Below are 13,522 nucleotides of genomic sequence, written 5' to 3'. Positions count from 1 at the left end.
CGCATCATAAGATTTTATGCATCGATATGAAGAGTTTTTATGCAAGCTGTAGTGCTGTTATGCGCGGACTTGACCCGATGGAATGCTATTTAGCTGTGGTTGGAAACAAAGAGCAACCGGGAAGTATTGTTCTCGCCGCTTCTCCGAAATTAAAAAAGGAATTTGGCATTAAATCAGCATCTTCTCGATTGTTTAATATTCCTAACGACCACAGGATTCACGTTGTTGAAGCACAAATGTCGACTTATTTGCAAATTTCCACGGAATTAATAAAAATTTTTAATAAGTATGCACCTATGGAGGATATACATGTCTACAGTGTGGACGAATCGTTTATTAAAGTAGATGGCTTGAAACATATATTTGGTGACACGAAAACCATTGCACATATGATTAAAAATGAGATTTTTGAAAACTTCGGACTGCCTTGCACTATCGGTATTGGTCCCAATATGCTGATGGCAAAATTAGCATTGGATTTGGAATCTAAAAAAGCAAAGAATGGAATAGCGGAATGGACCTATGAGGATGTCCCAACTAAATTATGGCCTGTATCTCCATTACGAGAAATGTGGGGGATAGGAAGAAGGTTGGAAAAAAGGCTAAATGGAATGGGAATTTTCTCTGTAGGTGCTTTGGCAAAATATGACCTGAAATTATTAGAGAAAGAATTTGGTATTATGGGAAACCAACTGTACCATCACGCTTGGGGTGTAGATTTATCCGAGTTGGGAGCTCCTATCATAGAGGGGCAGATTAGTTTTGGGAAAGGTCAAATATTACTGCGTGATTATAAAGAAGAGCATGAAATCAAAATAGTCATATTAGAAATGTGTGAGGAAGTAGCACGCAGAGCACGTGCTTCAAAAAAATCGGGAAGGACGATTAGTTTAGGAATTGGATATAGTGATTCTGATTTTGGAGGAGGCTTTCATCGCTCTTATACAATGGAAGAGGCGACCAATGTAACCATGACGATTTATCAGGTATGCTTAAAATTATTTGATAAATTTTATTCAGGCAAAAATGTTCGTCAAATAACCATCACTCTCTCCAATATTGTTAATGATAGTAATTTGCAGTTAAATTTATTTGAACCTAATAAAGCAAAATTACACGATTTAGGATATGTTGTAGATAAAATTAGAGATAAATTCGGTTCGGCATCGATATTGAGGGCTGTATCTTTTACTGAAGCTGGAACATCTTTAAAACGCTCAGCGCTTGTGGGAGGACATAAAGCATGATTCGTGATAGAGGGAATAAAAAATGGGTCTCTTTAATGCTGCCGGAGCATGTAAAAATGTTAAGAGATATGTCGATAGATTTAAAACGACAGAACAAACCAATATTGGATGAATACCAAATTCAGGAGTTTGAAGAGAGGATAAAGTATGCTCAGGAATTTAAGCTACCTTTGGAATTTTCTCTTTTTGAAAATGGCTTTATAAAGAATATTGTTGGCAGAGTAATGAAAATGGATCCTTTAGAAAAAAAAATCAAGATTAAAACCATGAATGATAATGTAGAATTTGTGCATTTCAATGAAATAATAAATGTACAAATAAAAGATTAAACCGCCCTTTTGGACGGTTATTTTTCAAAATAAGCGTTATTCTTCTTCTTTTTTCTCTGCGCGGACACAGGATTCGAAATGCCCTTTATGTGAACCATCACAGAACGGTTTATTTTTAGATAATCCACAGCGGCATAATGAAAAAGAAGGCTTCGTTTCGAATACATTTCCTTCGGCATCGATAAGTTCAACGTCACCAGATATACGATAGGATCCGTTATCATTCACTTTAATTTGTGCCTTTGCCATATGTAACCACCCTTTCTAAAATTATCATGTCTTATTAGATGGTATAAAGAAAAGAAGAAAAATGCAACATAAATCTAATGTTGCACGAATTCTCTATTCACATAAATATTAAAAAACTCATCAATTGCTTGCTCATACTCTTCCTTATTCTCATTAAAGGATTGTGCATGTCCACCATTTGTTGCCATGAACAACATCTTAAGATCTTTTTTTCTGTCGTATAAAGTTTTTGTCATTTCAGGCAGAATATAATCATCCTTTGTGCTATGTATAAACAAAACAGGTTTATGAATGTTTTGGATCACCTGAATAGGGGAGACTGTTTTAAGGCGAAAACCTCCGCGTATACGTACAAAAAGGTCAGCCAGAGGCAAAAACCATTTTCCAGGTAGCTTCATCTCTTTTGAAAATAGGTAGGCTAGTTGTTCACGAAAATCGGAAAAAGGGCAGTCAACGATATAAAAATCAGCCCGATCTTCAAGGCTTCCAGCATACAGAATAGTCGTAGCTGCTCCCATTGACTCACCGTGAATTCCAAAAAACACATCTTCTCCTTCGGTAGAAAGCAGGTAGTCAACAACTGCTTTTAAATCGTACTTTTCGAAATATCCGTAGCTTGTTGTTTTTCCTTCTGACTCCCCATGACGGCGATGATCGTAAATAATCGCATTAAAGCCTCTTTTAAGAAAAAGGTCCATATACTTAATGGAGTTCGTTTTGTTTTCCGTTACACCGTGTGAAAAAATCATGTATTTTTTTCTATCAGGATAAGGACGAACCACAACTGCTTTTATTAAGTAGCCAAAAGGAGAGTTGATCCAAACTTCTTGTTTTGGCAATTCTTCATAACGGACTGGATCGATTCTTTTTGCCTTCACTTCACGATCATAAATTAGTTTTTCGTCCTTTCTCATCATATAGACAATTCGCTGTGACATATACAATCCCAAACCTGCTGCCAGTAAAGTAGTGCCTCCCAGAACCGAAAGAAACTTCTTCAATCATAGCACCTCCAAATTCCATTCTTTCCTTTATTTTACCATATGAAAACAAAAAAAGATGACACTGCCCATATTGGCAGTGTCACTTATTATTGCTTAGAATTTTGTCTTTTAGTTGGATGAATTGCTTTATCAAGTTCTTCAGCAGCTAACACGTTTTTAGTTGTGTCCGCAGTAGGTTTTCCTTTTTGACTATAGCCTTTTTCACGTTGCTTCGTCATCGTTCATGATACCTCCTTAAAATAGACGATATCATTAAAATAAGCATTATAGATGAAAACTATACCTTTACATTGTTTTCGCTAATTGATAATATCCGGTTTCGATTTTTCGGGAAATGGAAGGAACGATAATATCAATGGCTTTGACGAGTTCATCTAATTGAATGCCAGTATCAATCCCCATTCTCTCCATCATATATACAACATCCTCTGTTGCCACATTACCGGTTGCACCTGGAGCAAATGGGCAGCCGCCGAGACCACCTGCCGATGCATCAAAGCGATGAATGCCCGCTTCGAGAGCAGCATAAATGTTGGTGAGCGCCAACTTTCTTGTATCGTGGAAATGAGCGGTTAGCAAAATTTCCGGAAGTTGTTGCCTCAAACGTGAGAAGAGGGAATACGATTCCGTAGGGACTGCCATTCCAATAGTGTCCGCAACACTTAATTCATCGACTCCTGATTCCGCAAACTCTTTGCAAAGTGCAATGGTATCTTCTTCGGCTATTTTTCCTTCAAATGGACAATAAAAAGCAGTGGAAATACATGCCCGGACAAACACATTATTGGCTTTCAGTTCAGCAATAATTGGTTTCAATTCCGCCATACTTTCCTTGGTTGTTTTATTAATATTTTTCTTATTAAAGCTATTGCTAACCCCAACAAATACCGCGATTGCCTTGCATCCTGATTCTATAGCACGGTCAACTCCCTTACGGTTAGGGGCTAGTACAATATTTCGATATGTATCTGTGGAATTAGCTGAAACAATCTCTGCAGCATCTTGCATTTGTGGAACCCATTTTGGTGACACAAATGAGGTTAATTCCATTTCTATTAGTCCGGCAGATTTTAACTGCCCAATAAATTTATTTTTAACATCCGTTGGAACAAAGTATTTCTCATTTTGAAGCCCATCGCGAGGCCCAACCTCGATAATTGTAACTTTTGTAGGTAAATCCATCATTTCTCCCCCTTTGCCTATATATCTATTGTAAAAAGAGGGGACGTAGAATTGCAATAATGATTTTTCATAAAAAAGAGCAATGTCATAAAATAGGACATTGCCTTTGTTAACTTTAAGTAAAACATAAATTAATAATATGGATAACCTATTAAAAAAATAGTCTATAACTTCTCCGTCCCTTTCTAGGATAAGTCAACATCCGTTACACTTGAAATTGCATTCATCCGTATATCGATGAGCAAGGAGTTTTTGCATTCGTTGTCAAGATTTTAGATTCAATAATTTTTGCTTCAGTTCGTTCTCCATGGTGATCAGTTCTTGTTCAGCTTGATAGCGTTTTGCACGTCCTTCTTGTTGGATGCGAAGTGTTTCTTCTAAAGTAGAAACAAGATTTTCTTGTGTCTTTTTTAATGTTTCAATATCAACAAGTCCGCGTTCATTTTCTTTTGCAGATTCGATTGTATTTGATTTGAGCATTTCCGCATTTTTAAGTAGCAGGTCATTGGTTGTTTTAGAAACTTGTTTTTGAGCCTCAACCGCACTTCGTTGACGTATGAGCGTTAATGCAATCGCAATTTGATTCTTCCAAAGTGGAATGGCCGTCATTATGGATGATTGAATTTTTTCCGCTAATGCTTGATTTGTATTTTGGATTAATCTGATTTGCGGCGCACTTTGAATCGTGATTTGTCTGCTCAATTTTAAATCATGTAGTCGCTTTTCCAGACGATCTGCAAATTGAATCATGTCATTCACATCTTGAAAGGCCATTTGATCGCCGGTTTCTTCCGCTTTTTTCTTTAATTCTGGAATAGTCTTTGTGTATAATTCTTCTACCTTTAGTTCGCCTGCAGCAATATAAATATTTAGAGCATGAAAATAGTCTTTATTCTTCTCATAGAGTTGCTCGAGCATATTTATATCAGATAAAAGTGTTTTTTTTGAAAGCTCCAATTTAACGCTAATTCTATCGATTTGTGCACCTGTTTTTTGGTACTTTGATAACACCTCTTGAACAGAACTGGAGATTTTCCCAAACATTCTTGAAAATAGCCCTTTCTTTTCAGGAGATAATTCTTCAGGATTAACCTGTTGTAATTTCCTCATTAAATCGCCTAATATTTCACCAATTTCTCCTATATCCTTTTTTTGAACATGATCTAGCATGGAATGGGAGAAATTTAAAAGCTTTGATTGTGCTTGTGTTCCGTACATAATAATTGCCTGATGATTTTTTGGATCAATTTGTTCTGCTAACTGCCTTGCCTTTTCGCGATTTGCTTCCGGCAAAACATCAATTAGCCTCTGTGGCTTTTCCGCTTGGGTAACTGTAGGAGATTCTTGAATTACAAGTTCTTTTTCTCCAAATGGATTGGAAAGTAAATCATCCAATCCATCACTTATATCTTCTTGCCACAAGCTTTCTTTTGACTCACTCATTTTGTCGATCTCCTTTCTTCATCTATAAGAGGGTCTATTGGTGTTTTCAAGGAATGCTTTGCTACATTTAGTTCAAACTCGAGATGATCAATATCTTTCGATAATACTTCATATAAATCATTCTCTATCGTCCTTTTTAACTCCTTTAAAGTATTGCGTGTATCTTTTAAAGAAAAGTATAATTCATTATTTTTTACAGGCTGCGCAGCTAAAAATGCGTATTTTTCGGACAATTCCACAATAGAATCTAAATGATAGAAAAAGAATTTCTCCGCCTGATAAAATCTTCTTGGCTCTTTTTTTATAATTGAATAAATTCTTTTCACAAGCCGAATTAAATCAAGCATTTGCTTAAATGCACCAATGTTTCGAACATTAAAGAATACTTTTTGAAGGCGGTGAATTTTCTTTTTTGCTTCTTTAAGATTTTGGACAATATATGTCAATTCTTTTCGAGTTAGTTGATGCCTTTTCAAAAACTTTCTTGTACTAATCCATTTAATTATTAAGTATATGATTGCGCCACCTAATATGGCGAAAATCGATGATGGGAAAAAGGCCTGCTCAAACCCAAAATAGCTAATCACCCAAACAAGTACTGCAACAGGGATTGCAATAATTATACGGGTAATAAAGGAAAATAATGATTTCATCATAAATCGACTCCAATCTAGAGCACTACAACTCAAATACGAATGATAAGTAAAAAGGTTTCACTAACCTCTATTATAAAAAATATCGTGAAGGAAAGAAATACATCTCTAGTAGTATTGTACTATACATCTTAAGTACATTAACGGCAAATAATGACCTATATTTTCAGCAGGAAAATCAAAATTTTTATCGAAAATGTAGAGGGAAGGTAATGATAACGTTTACAATGTTTATATATAAATGAGGGGGTTTGAAGAATGGAAAAACAGGAAGTCGTAATAGTAAGCGCTGTGAGAACAGCAATAGGAAGTTTCAATGGATCGTTGAAAAATATATCTGCTCCAGATCTTGGTGGAATTGTAATCAAACAGGCACTGGAGAGAGCTGGATTACAAGGAGATCAGGTGGACGAAGTCATTATGGGAAATGTTCTTCAAGCAGGGCTGGGACAAAATCCAGCACGTCAAGCTGCTATTAAAGCAGGGGTTCCAGAAAGTGTTTCTTCTATGACTATAAATAAAGTTTGCGGTTCAGGGCTAAAAGCTGTTCATCTTGCAGCCCAATCAATCATTGCAGGGGATGCAGATATAATTATTGCCGGCGGAATGGAAAACATGAGTCAGGCGCCATATTTATTAAAGGGTGCACGGGATGGCTTTAAAATGGGAGACCAAAAACTAGTGGATAGTATGATTACAGATGGATTATGGTGTGCGTTTAATGATTATCATATGGGAATCACGGCTGAAAATTTGTGTGAACGCTATCAAATTTCTCGAGAGGAACAAGACCAATTCTCTGCTGAAAGCCAAAGAAAAGCGATAAAAGCAATCGAAGAAGGCAAGTTCAAGGATGAAATCGTAGCGGTGGAAATTCCACAAAGAAAAGGCGATCCGATTCTTTTTGATACAGATGAATATCCTAAGAAAGGGACAACAGTCGAGAAATTAAGCTCATTAAGACCTGCTTTCAAAAAAGACGGTTCGGTGACTGCAGGAAATGCCTCTGGAATAAATGATGGAGCAGCAGCGGTTGTCGTCATGTCAAGAAAAAAGGCAAATGAGTTAGGGATTAAACCGCTTGTAACCATAAAAGCAAACGCAAATGCAGGGGTGGATCCTAGTGTAATGGGTATTGGCCCAGTGATAGCTGTCAAAAAGGCTTTGGAAAAGGCAAACATGTCCTTAGAAGAAATGGGGCTCATTGAAGCAAACGAAGCATTCGCTGCGCAATCTTTGGCTGTTGATAGAGAATTGAATTTTAATAAAGAGATTTTGAATGTTAATGGCGGGGCAATTGCTCTTGGACATCCAATTGGAGCAAGTGGGGCAAGAATCCTTGTCACACTTATTCATGAAATGCAAAGAAGACAGGTCAAAAACGGTTTGGCTACGCTCTGTATTGGCGGCGGGCAAGGGGTAGCCACGGTTGTTGAATTAGCTTAAGAAATCAAGAGGGGAGAGGGAATAAATGAAACAGGTATATACATCCTTTCAGGAAGCTGTAGCAGATATACACGATGGTGCAACTTTAATGGTTGGCGGTTTTGGCCTTTGCGGAATTCCGGAAAATTTAATTCTTGCACTTGTCGAAAAAGGTGTAAAAGATTTAACGGTGATTTCCAATAACTGTGGGGTAGATGATTGGGGATTAGGGCCGCTTTTACAGAATAAACAGATTAAAAAAATGATAGGTTCATATGTTGGTGAGAATAAAGAATTCGAGCGGCAAGTATTAGCAGGCGAATTGGAAGTGGAATTAACTCCGCAAGGTACTTTAGCAGAAAAAATCCGTGCAGGCGGAGCGGGTATTCCGGCATTTTATACGCCTGCAGGAGTTGGTACCCCGATTGCAGATGGAAAAGAAACTAGGATGTTTAATGGAAAAGAATATGTTTTGGAAGCGGCCTTAACGGCAGATTTTAGTTTAATTCGTGCTTGGAAAGGCGACAAAATGGGGAATTTAGTATACAACAAAACAGCACGGAATTTTAACCCAATGATTGCGGCTGCTGGAAAGGTCACGATTGCAGAAGTAGAGGAACTTTATGAAATAGGCGATCTGGATGCAAACTTTATACATACTCCAAGCATATATGTGCAAAGAGTCATTCAAGGAAATCAGGTAAAACGCATTGAGAGAAGAACCATCAGCAAATAATCTATCACTGGAGAGGGAGGAGAGAGGAGCATGTCAGCAGATAAAGGTTTAGTGCGGGAAAAGATTGCCAAAAGGGCGGAAAAGGAAATTGAAGATGGTCACTATGTAAATCTGGGAATTGGGATGCCGACTTTAGTAGCAAATTATATATCTGAAAATAAGCAGGTGGTGCTGCAATCAGAAAATGGTTTATTAGGTATAGGCCCTTATCCTACAGAGGAAGAGGTAGATGCTGATTTAATAAATGCCGGAAAAGAAACAGTTACTGCCATTGCTGGTGCAGCATATTTTGATAGTGCAGAATCGTTTGCAATGATTCGCGGAGGCCATATAAACATAGCCATATTGGGAGGAATGGAAGTATCCGAGACAGGTGATTTAGCTAATTGGATGATCCCTGGAAAAATGATAAAGGGAATGGGCGGAGCGATGGATTTAGTCCACGGTGCGCAAAAAATCATTGTCATCATGGACCATGTAAATAAAAATGGCGAGCCTAAAATTCTCAAAAAATGCAGTCTTCCTTTAACAGGGAAAGGTGTAGTTAATCGAATTATTACTGATAGAGCCGTAATGGATGTGTCCAGTCAAGGACTCATATTAAGGGAAGTTGCAAAAGGATATACAGTAGAGGATGTACTAGCTTCTACAGAACCAAATGTAATAGTTCCAAAAGATGTACAACTAGAAGCTTATTAGTCATTATAGTAAAATGATTAGGAGAGTAGGGAAAAGAACCACCTATTCTCCTTTCTTCATTTAACAATTAAGGGAGAATTAAAAATGACCAAAATGAAAAAACAGCAAAAGCATCAACCTAAAAAAGAAAAACAAGATGAAAAATTAACATTAGGAGATTCTTTGAATCAAGATATATTGTTGAAATTAAAACAGGCTCAGCAACAATTAAAGCAAGAAGAAGAACAGCAAAAGCTTCAAGAGGAAGAACGGAAGAGAAAAGAAAGAAGACAAAAAGAAAAGAATAAATCCTTTGAAGAATTATTAAATGAAAATCCGATGGATTGGAAAAAGTTTAAATAGAAATAGGATAAAAACAGTAAAGCGTTCTTGTTGTCTATGAACGCTTTATTTATTATTGATTTTCCATTTATTAAATTCTAGAAATTCTCGAAATTCATTTTTGGAAACACCAGAATTCATTGCTTCGCGTACTAGCTGTTCCCATTCAGAATCTAGTTCTGCATTGTTTAGTCCTTCTTCTTCATCATGGAGTAGAGTATGTACGGAAACTCCCAAAACGGCTGATACTTTTTCTAGAAATTGAACAGAAGGATTTGATTGTATATTTCGTTCGATGGAACTAAGATAAGATTTTGCAATGCCTGCTCTCTCTGCAAGTTCTGATAATGATAGTTTCTTTTGTAATCGAATATTTTTTATGCGTTGTCCAATCATAAGTATGTCACCATCCTTCGCTTAATTATAACATATAACGAAATTAAGGTTCCATATTTAGAACGGATTTGCAAAAAAATTATAATAATTAAAATGTGCAACGGATAAAAGTAAGTATAGTCACTAACAGGTAAAAACATCCATTACATTACATCTAACTCACTAGATTTTTGTTGAAAGAAGTCCTTGATCTCTTGAACAGAAATTCCCATATCAAGTGCAGCTAAAATTAAATCAACCCATTCTTGATCCAGTTTTTGTGCACCAGGCAATAAATTCTTTTCCATTTTCATTTTTACCTCCTAAAATACAATGTATTTCAGGTAGCCCAGCCGTCATCGTATCAAACATTAGACCTGTGACTTTGCGTCCTTACTTTTCAATAAGTTTGCCCTTTTCTGATAATTATTCATACTAAGTATCTATTATTTTCTCTCTATATTTTGAGTATAAAGAAATTACTATAGCGATACTCGAAAAAAATGTCGATGTCGAAAAGTTGAAATAATAGATTGAAGGATTAGTTTAGAAGCGTGAATTTCTGGGCAAATTAAATGGATTTGTCGCATTTTGGTAAAAAAGAACTTTAAAGGTACTTGGTGTCTCGTTTTTCTTCTGAAAAAATATAGGAAAACATACAATTATTTGTAAAAGGGGAGAAGAAATTGTTGAAAGTTTTTTGAACTTGTACCCCCAAAAAGAAAAAGGGCCTTGATTACAAGACCTTCATATCAAAGGGGGCATGTATTAACTTTTTACCAAACCTAGTCTCTGTCTAGTAGTTTTTACTCAGTAAAAAGGGGGTGCCTTTTTTCACTAAGTGAAAATTGAAGTGCCAGTTTCATCAGTTCGTGAATAATCTATAAGCCGAAAAATAAGGCCATGACGATTTTTACTTATCGATGATCTTTATAAATGTTTTGCTTTGACAATGTCCGTAGGATCTTTTTTTCATTATCATTTAAAGGATTGGAGCGTACTGCCTGTGCATTTATTCGTATTTGTTTAACGGAACTAGCTCCAGCAACAATAGAAGATACAGTTTCATTTGCTAAATTAAACTGTAGGGCTAATTCTGTCATAGATCTATTCTCAGATACTAACTTTTCTTGTATGCTTGTAAGTAATTCGGTTAGCTCCTCATAGGAATAATCTAAATATCCCTTTTCAGTAAGCTTGTCCGGCCATTTTTCGCTTAATAACCCCTTTGCAAGCGGCCCCCTGGTAACAACACTGACCCCATGCTCTTTAATCAATGGTGAAATTTCCTCTGGTCGTCTATCCAAAAGGCTATATTGCATCATAATACTTATAATAGAAGACTTTTCTATATATTGACGAATGACATTAGGACGAATAGAGGATATTCCATAATACCGAATAAATCCATCCGATTTTAATTCCTCAAACGCTTCAATGGTTTCCTCTAAATTATCCTCAATGGTACCGCCGTGGAGCTGATATAAATCGATATAATCTGTTTGCAATCTTTTAAGACTTTGTTTTACTGCTTCCTTGATATATTTTTTGGAAGGATCCCAGCTCCAGCCAGAATGATCCTTATTCCAACGATTTCCCACTTTTGTTGCAATAATAACTTGATCGCGGACTTCTTTTAATGCTTTTCCAACAATCTCTTCATTTACTCCATGATCATATAAATCGGCCGTATCAAAATAATTGATTCCTTCCTCTAATGCTGCAGTTATCAACGCTTGTGCATGCTTTTCATCCGTTCCGAGAGACATGCATCCTAAACCAAGTGCAGAGACGTATAAATCAGAGCTTCCTAATCTATTTTTTTTCATATAATAAAGCTTCCTTTCACTTCTTTTTCTCTATTTTAGCGAATAATGTCTCAGTTTAACAAAATATTTGCTAGCGATTAACTAACTTAATCCAATCAAGTACATAGTAATACTGTTTTCTATAAAGCTTTAATTGCTCTCTTATTTCCCACGCCTTACCGCACATAGTAATTCCTTTTGAATGCACATATATTTTCATATTATATCTCCTTTATTTAACGGATTTTACATTCGCCTCTGCTTTTTTTATTTGTTAAAATGTATGAAGAGTAATCCATGGAATAGAACAAGGAGCGTTAGCGATGCATAAATTTGAAGAAAAAACCATCAAGTCAGAGAAAATTTTTGAGGGAAAGGTAGTTCGATTGCAGATAGATGAAGTGGAGCTACCAAATGGTAAGTCTGCCAAGCGGGAAATTATAAAACATCCTGGAGCAGTGGCAATTTTAGCTATTACACCAGATAATAAAATTATTTTGGTAGATCAATTTCGTAAACCGATGGATAGGGCATTAGTCGAAATTCCTGCTGGCAAATTAGAGCCAGGAGAAAAGCCAGAAATAACAGCAATAAGGGAGCTGGAAGAGGAAACTGGTTATGCATGTGAAGAACTGGAGCTAATAAATTCCTTCTATACATCGCCAGGCTTTGCTGATGAACTAATTCATTTGTATTTGGCAAAAGGTTTAAAGAAATTAGACCATCCGAAAAGTGCGGATGAAGATGAATTCGTGGAATTATTAGAAGTTACACTGGATGAAGCTATCCAATTAATCCAGGAAAAGAAAATCTATGATGCCAAAACTCTATATGCGATTCAGTATCTACAATTGAAAGAGGCTCTGAAGACACATGAATAATTATTTTGTCGACCTCCACATTCATATCGGCAGGACCAAAACCGGAAAACCTGTAAAAATTACGGCATCAAAAACATTAACACTAACGAATATCTTAAAGACGGCGAAATTTCCTAAAGGATTGGATATAGTAGGAATCATTGACTGTCATTCTCCGGAGGTCATTGCTGAAATAGAAGATTTGATGCATAGCGGTGAATTACGAGAAATGGAAGAGGGGGGGTTCCTCTTTCAAGAAACAGTCACGCTAATTCCTGGTGTTGAAATAGAAGTAAACGATGAGAATTGTAAAGGACCGATTCATGTCCTTGGTTTTTTTCCTACTTTAACCGCCTTAAAGGACTTTTCGATGTGGTATCAAACAAAAGTAAAAAATGTTCAACTAAGCACACAGAGGATTCATGAGGGTGCAAAACCATTACAGAAGAAAATTAAATCATTAGGCGGTATATTTATTCCTGCGCATGTCTTCACTCCATTTAAAAGCTTATATGGAAAAGGAGTAGAGAAATCTCTTTCGGAAATTCTTGATCCCGATTTGATTGACGGAATTGAATTAGGTCTAAGCTCCAACACAGAGATGGCAGACCAAATCCAAGAGTTGCACCATTTTACTTTTGTAAGTGACTCAGACGCTCATTCATTAGGAAAAATTGCTCGTGAATATCAGGTGATGAAGCTGGAGTCTCCTACATTCACTGCATTAAAAAAAGCTTTACATGGTAAAGATGGTAATGAAATAATTGCAAACTATGGGCTGAACCCATACCTAGGTAAATATTATCGAACAACATGTGCAAAATGCTTTGAGCCTAAAGTAGCCGACATTTGTCCACATTGTGGCTCCACTCATTTTACGAAGGGAGTGTCAGAACGGATTAAAGAACTTGCAAAAGATCAACCACGTCCAAAGCGGCCTCCATATGTCCATCAGGTTCCACTTGATTTTTTACCCGGACTGGGCCCAAAAACATTGCAAAAACTATTAGATTTTTTCGGAACAGAGATGAATATTTTGCACAATGTTCCAATAGATGAAATAAAAAAAGTAGTAAAGCCTGATTTAGCTGATATGATTATGCATGCTAGACAAGGAACATTGCAGTTAACAGCTGGCGGAGGCGGGCAGTATGGAAAAGTGGAAAATACTAAATAATACGGTGGAGAGAA

18 protein-coding genes and 1 riboswitch are annotated in these 13,522 nt (G+C 36.5%); of the genes, 8 read left to right on the top strand and 10 right to left on the bottom strand.

What is annotated here, in order from left to right; genetic code table 11:
- Positions 1 to 26: 26 nt before the first annotated feature.
- Positions 27 to 1,247, top strand: coding sequence for a Y-family DNA polymerase (locus CWO92_RS06365; protein WP_101353521.1), 1,221 nt, complete (start codon positions 27 to 29; stop codon positions 1,245 to 1,247).
- Positions 1,244 to 1,576 (top strand): YolD-like family protein, encoded by a 333-nt coding sequence (locus CWO92_RS06360; protein ID WP_101353357.1) that lies wholly within the window; start codon positions 1,244 to 1,246, stop codon positions 1,574 to 1,576. The genes CWO92_RS06365 and CWO92_RS06360 overlap by 4 nt, the downstream gene beginning before the upstream one ends.
- Before the next feature lie 36 nt (positions 1,577 to 1,612).
- On the opposite strand, the gene CWO92_RS06355 is transcribed toward CWO92_RS06360, so the two are convergent.
- From CWO92_RS06355 to CWO92_RS06335, 6 genes are all read right to left on the bottom strand, one after another.
- Entirely contained in the window at positions 1,613 to 1,825 is a 213-nt protein-coding gene (locus CWO92_RS06355) for a CDGSH iron-sulfur domain-containing protein (RefSeq protein ID WP_101353356.1), read from the bottom strand.
- 74 nt (positions 1,826 to 1,899) lie between these two features.
- On the bottom strand, positions 1,900 to 2,826 hold the full coding sequence (locus CWO92_RS06350; RefSeq protein WP_233270118.1) for an alpha/beta hydrolase: 927 nt from the start codon (positions 2,824 to 2,826) through the stop codon (positions 1,900 to 1,902).
- Positions 2,827 to 2,915: 89 nt separating this feature from the next.
- Positions 2,916 to 3,047, bottom strand: a complete 132-nt coding sequence (locus CWO92_RS26255; protein WP_268877577.1) for a hypothetical protein — start codon at positions 3,045 to 3,047, stop codon at positions 2,916 to 2,918.
- Between the two features lie 67 nt (positions 3,048 to 3,114).
- Positions 3,115 to 4,014, bottom strand: a complete 900-nt coding sequence (locus tag CWO92_RS06345; protein WP_101353355.1) for a hydroxymethylglutaryl-CoA lyase — start codon at positions 4,012 to 4,014, stop codon at positions 3,115 to 3,117.
- 261 nt (positions 4,015 to 4,275) lie between these two features.
- The gene (locus tag CWO92_RS06340; protein WP_101353354.1) at positions 4,276 to 5,454 is read right to left on the bottom strand and encodes a toxic anion resistance protein; all 1,179 of its coding nucleotides are present in this window, start codon (positions 5,452 to 5,454) and stop codon (positions 4,276 to 4,278) included.
- Positions 5,451 to 6,110, bottom strand: a complete 660-nt coding sequence (locus CWO92_RS06335; protein ID WP_321207808.1) for a 5-bromo-4-chloroindolyl phosphate hydrolysis family protein — start codon at positions 6,108 to 6,110, stop codon at positions 5,451 to 5,453. Before CWO92_RS06335 ends, CWO92_RS06340 begins: the two co-directional genes overlap by 4 nt.
- A gap of 255 nt (positions 6,111 to 6,365) precedes the next feature.
- Here CWO92_RS06335 and CWO92_RS06330 point away from each other — a divergent pair, with 255 nt between their 5' ends.
- The 4 genes from CWO92_RS06330 (at position 6,366) to CWO92_RS06315 (ending at position 9,309) form a co-directional block, all read left to right on the top strand.
- On the top strand, positions 6,366 to 7,553 hold the full coding sequence (locus CWO92_RS06330; protein ID WP_101353353.1) for an acetyl-CoA C-acetyltransferase: 1,188 nt from the start codon (positions 6,366 to 6,368) through the stop codon (positions 7,551 to 7,553).
- 25 nt (positions 7,554 to 7,578) lie between these two features.
- Positions 7,579 to 8,268, top strand: coding sequence for a CoA transferase subunit A (locus tag CWO92_RS06325; protein ID WP_101353352.1), 690 nt, complete (start codon positions 7,579 to 7,581; stop codon positions 8,266 to 8,268).
- A gap of 30 nt (positions 8,269 to 8,298) precedes the next feature.
- Complete coding sequence (locus CWO92_RS06320) at positions 8,299 to 8,967, top strand: CoA transferase subunit B (RefSeq protein WP_101353351.1); 669 nt, start codon at positions 8,299 to 8,301, stop codon at positions 8,965 to 8,967.
- 84 nt (positions 8,968 to 9,051) lie between these two features.
- Entirely contained in the window at positions 9,052 to 9,309 is a 258-nt protein-coding gene (locus CWO92_RS06315) for a DUF3886 domain-containing protein (protein WP_321207809.1), read from the top strand.
- Between the two features lie 45 nt (positions 9,310 to 9,354).
- Here CWO92_RS06315 and CWO92_RS06310 read toward each other — a convergent pair whose 3' ends face one another.
- From CWO92_RS06310 to mciZ, 4 genes are all read right to left on the bottom strand, one after another.
- Positions 9,355 to 9,684, bottom strand: a complete 330-nt coding sequence (locus CWO92_RS06310; RefSeq protein WP_101353350.1) for a helix-turn-helix domain-containing protein — start codon at positions 9,682 to 9,684, stop codon at positions 9,355 to 9,357.
- Positions 9,685 to 9,827: 143 nt separating this feature from the next.
- On the bottom strand, positions 9,828 to 9,971 hold the full coding sequence (locus tag CWO92_RS06305; protein ID WP_101353517.1) for an anti-repressor SinI family protein: 144 nt from the start codon (positions 9,969 to 9,971) through the stop codon (positions 9,828 to 9,830).
- A 32-nt stretch (positions 9,972 to 10,003) separates the two neighbouring features.
- Positions 10,004 to 10,087: riboswitch (cyclic di-GMP riboswitch) on the bottom strand.
- A 493-nt stretch (positions 10,088 to 10,580) separates the two neighbouring features.
- Positions 10,581 to 11,492: an aldo/keto reductase gene (locus CWO92_RS06300; protein ID WP_101353349.1), complete on the bottom strand. Its 912-nt coding sequence runs from the start codon at positions 11,490 to 11,492 to the stop codon at positions 10,581 to 10,583.
- A gap of 70 nt (positions 11,493 to 11,562) precedes the next feature.
- A complete protein-coding gene (gene mciZ / locus CWO92_RS06295) occupies positions 11,563 to 11,691 on the bottom strand; it encodes a Z-ring formation inhibitor MciZ (protein ID WP_101353348.1) in 129 nt (42 codons plus the stop codon).
- Between the two features lie 103 nt (positions 11,692 to 11,794).
- Between mciZ and CWO92_RS06290 the strand changes: the two genes are divergently transcribed.
- Together CWO92_RS06290 and CWO92_RS06285 are read left to right on the top strand one after the other, a co-directional pair.
- Entirely contained in the window at positions 11,795 to 12,352 is a 558-nt protein-coding gene (locus CWO92_RS06290; protein WP_101353347.1) for an NUDIX hydrolase, read from the top strand.
- Positions 12,345 to 13,508 (top strand): endonuclease Q family protein, encoded by a 1,164-nt coding sequence (locus tag CWO92_RS06285; RefSeq protein WP_101353346.1) that lies wholly within the window; start codon positions 12,345 to 12,347, stop codon positions 13,506 to 13,508. Before CWO92_RS06290 ends, CWO92_RS06285 begins: the two co-directional genes overlap by 8 nt.
- Positions 13,509 to 13,522 lie beyond the last annotated feature (14 nt).

This window comes from Heyndrickxia camelliae, from assembly GCF_002844575.1.
GTDB lineage: Bacteria > Bacillota > Bacilli > Bacillales > Bacillaceae_C > Margalitia > Margalitia camelliae.
Note: the sequence above shows the minus strand (reverse complement) of the source record. Positions and strands in the feature narration are given on the sequence as shown.

What these genes read in the sequence shown, in the direction of transcription:
- CWO92_RS06365 (WP_101353521.1), top strand. Translation starts at nt 27, where the DNA reads ATGAAGAGTTTTTATGCAAGCTGTAGTGCTGTTATGCGCGGACTTGAC.
- CWO92_RS06360 (WP_101353357.1), top strand. Translation starts at nt 1,244, where the DNA reads ATGATTCGTGATAGAGGGAATAAAAAATGGGTCTCTTTAATGCTGCCG.
- CWO92_RS06355 (WP_101353356.1), bottom strand. Translation starts at nt 1,825, where the DNA reads ATGGCAAAGGCACAAATTAAAGTGAATGATAACGGATCCTATCGTATA.
- CWO92_RS26255 (WP_268877577.1), bottom strand. Translation starts at nt 3,047, where the DNA reads ATGACGAAGCAACGTGAAAAAGGCTATAGTCAAAAAGGAAAACCTACT.
- CWO92_RS06345 (WP_101353355.1), bottom strand. Translation starts at nt 4,014, where the DNA reads ATGATGGATTTACCTACAAAAGTTACAATTATCGAGGTTGGGCCTCGC.
- CWO92_RS06340 (WP_101353354.1), bottom strand. Translation starts at nt 5,454, where the DNA reads ATGAGTGAGTCAAAAGAAAGCTTGTGGCAAGAAGATATAAGTGATGGA.
- CWO92_RS06335 (WP_321207808.1), bottom strand. Translation starts at nt 6,110, where the DNA reads ATGATGAAATCATTATTTTCCTTTATTACCCGTATAATTATTGCAATC.
- CWO92_RS06330 (WP_101353353.1), top strand. Translation starts at nt 6,366, where the DNA reads ATGGAAAAACAGGAAGTCGTAATAGTAAGCGCTGTGAGAACAGCAATA.
- CWO92_RS06325 (WP_101353352.1), top strand. Translation starts at nt 7,579, where the DNA reads ATGAAACAGGTATATACATCCTTTCAGGAAGCTGTAGCAGATATACAC.
- CWO92_RS06320 (WP_101353351.1), top strand. Translation starts at nt 8,299, where the DNA reads ATGTCAGCAGATAAAGGTTTAGTGCGGGAAAAGATTGCCAAAAGGGCG.
- CWO92_RS06315 (WP_321207809.1), top strand. Translation starts at nt 9,052, where the DNA reads ATGACCAAAATGAAAAAACAGCAAAAGCATCAACCTAAAAAAGAAAAA.
- CWO92_RS06310 (WP_101353350.1), bottom strand. Translation starts at nt 9,684, where the DNA reads ATGATTGGACAACGCATAAAAAATATTCGATTACAAAAGAAACTATCA.
- CWO92_RS06305 (WP_101353517.1), bottom strand. Translation starts at nt 9,971, where the DNA reads ATGGAAAAGAATTTATTGCCTGGTGCACAAAAACTGGATCAAGAATGG.
- CWO92_RS06300 (WP_101353349.1), bottom strand. Translation starts at nt 11,492, where the DNA reads ATGAAAAAAAATAGATTAGGAAGCTCTGATTTATACGTCTCTGCACTT.
- mciZ (WP_101353348.1), bottom strand. Translation starts at nt 11,691, where the DNA reads ATGAAAATATATGTGCATTCAAAAGGAATTACTATGTGCGGTAAGGCG.
- CWO92_RS06290 (WP_101353347.1), top strand. Translation starts at nt 11,795, where the DNA reads ATGCATAAATTTGAAGAAAAAACCATCAAGTCAGAGAAAATTTTTGAG.
- CWO92_RS06285 (WP_101353346.1), top strand. Translation starts at nt 12,345, where the DNA reads ATGAATAATTATTTTGTCGACCTCCACATTCATATCGGCAGGACCAAA.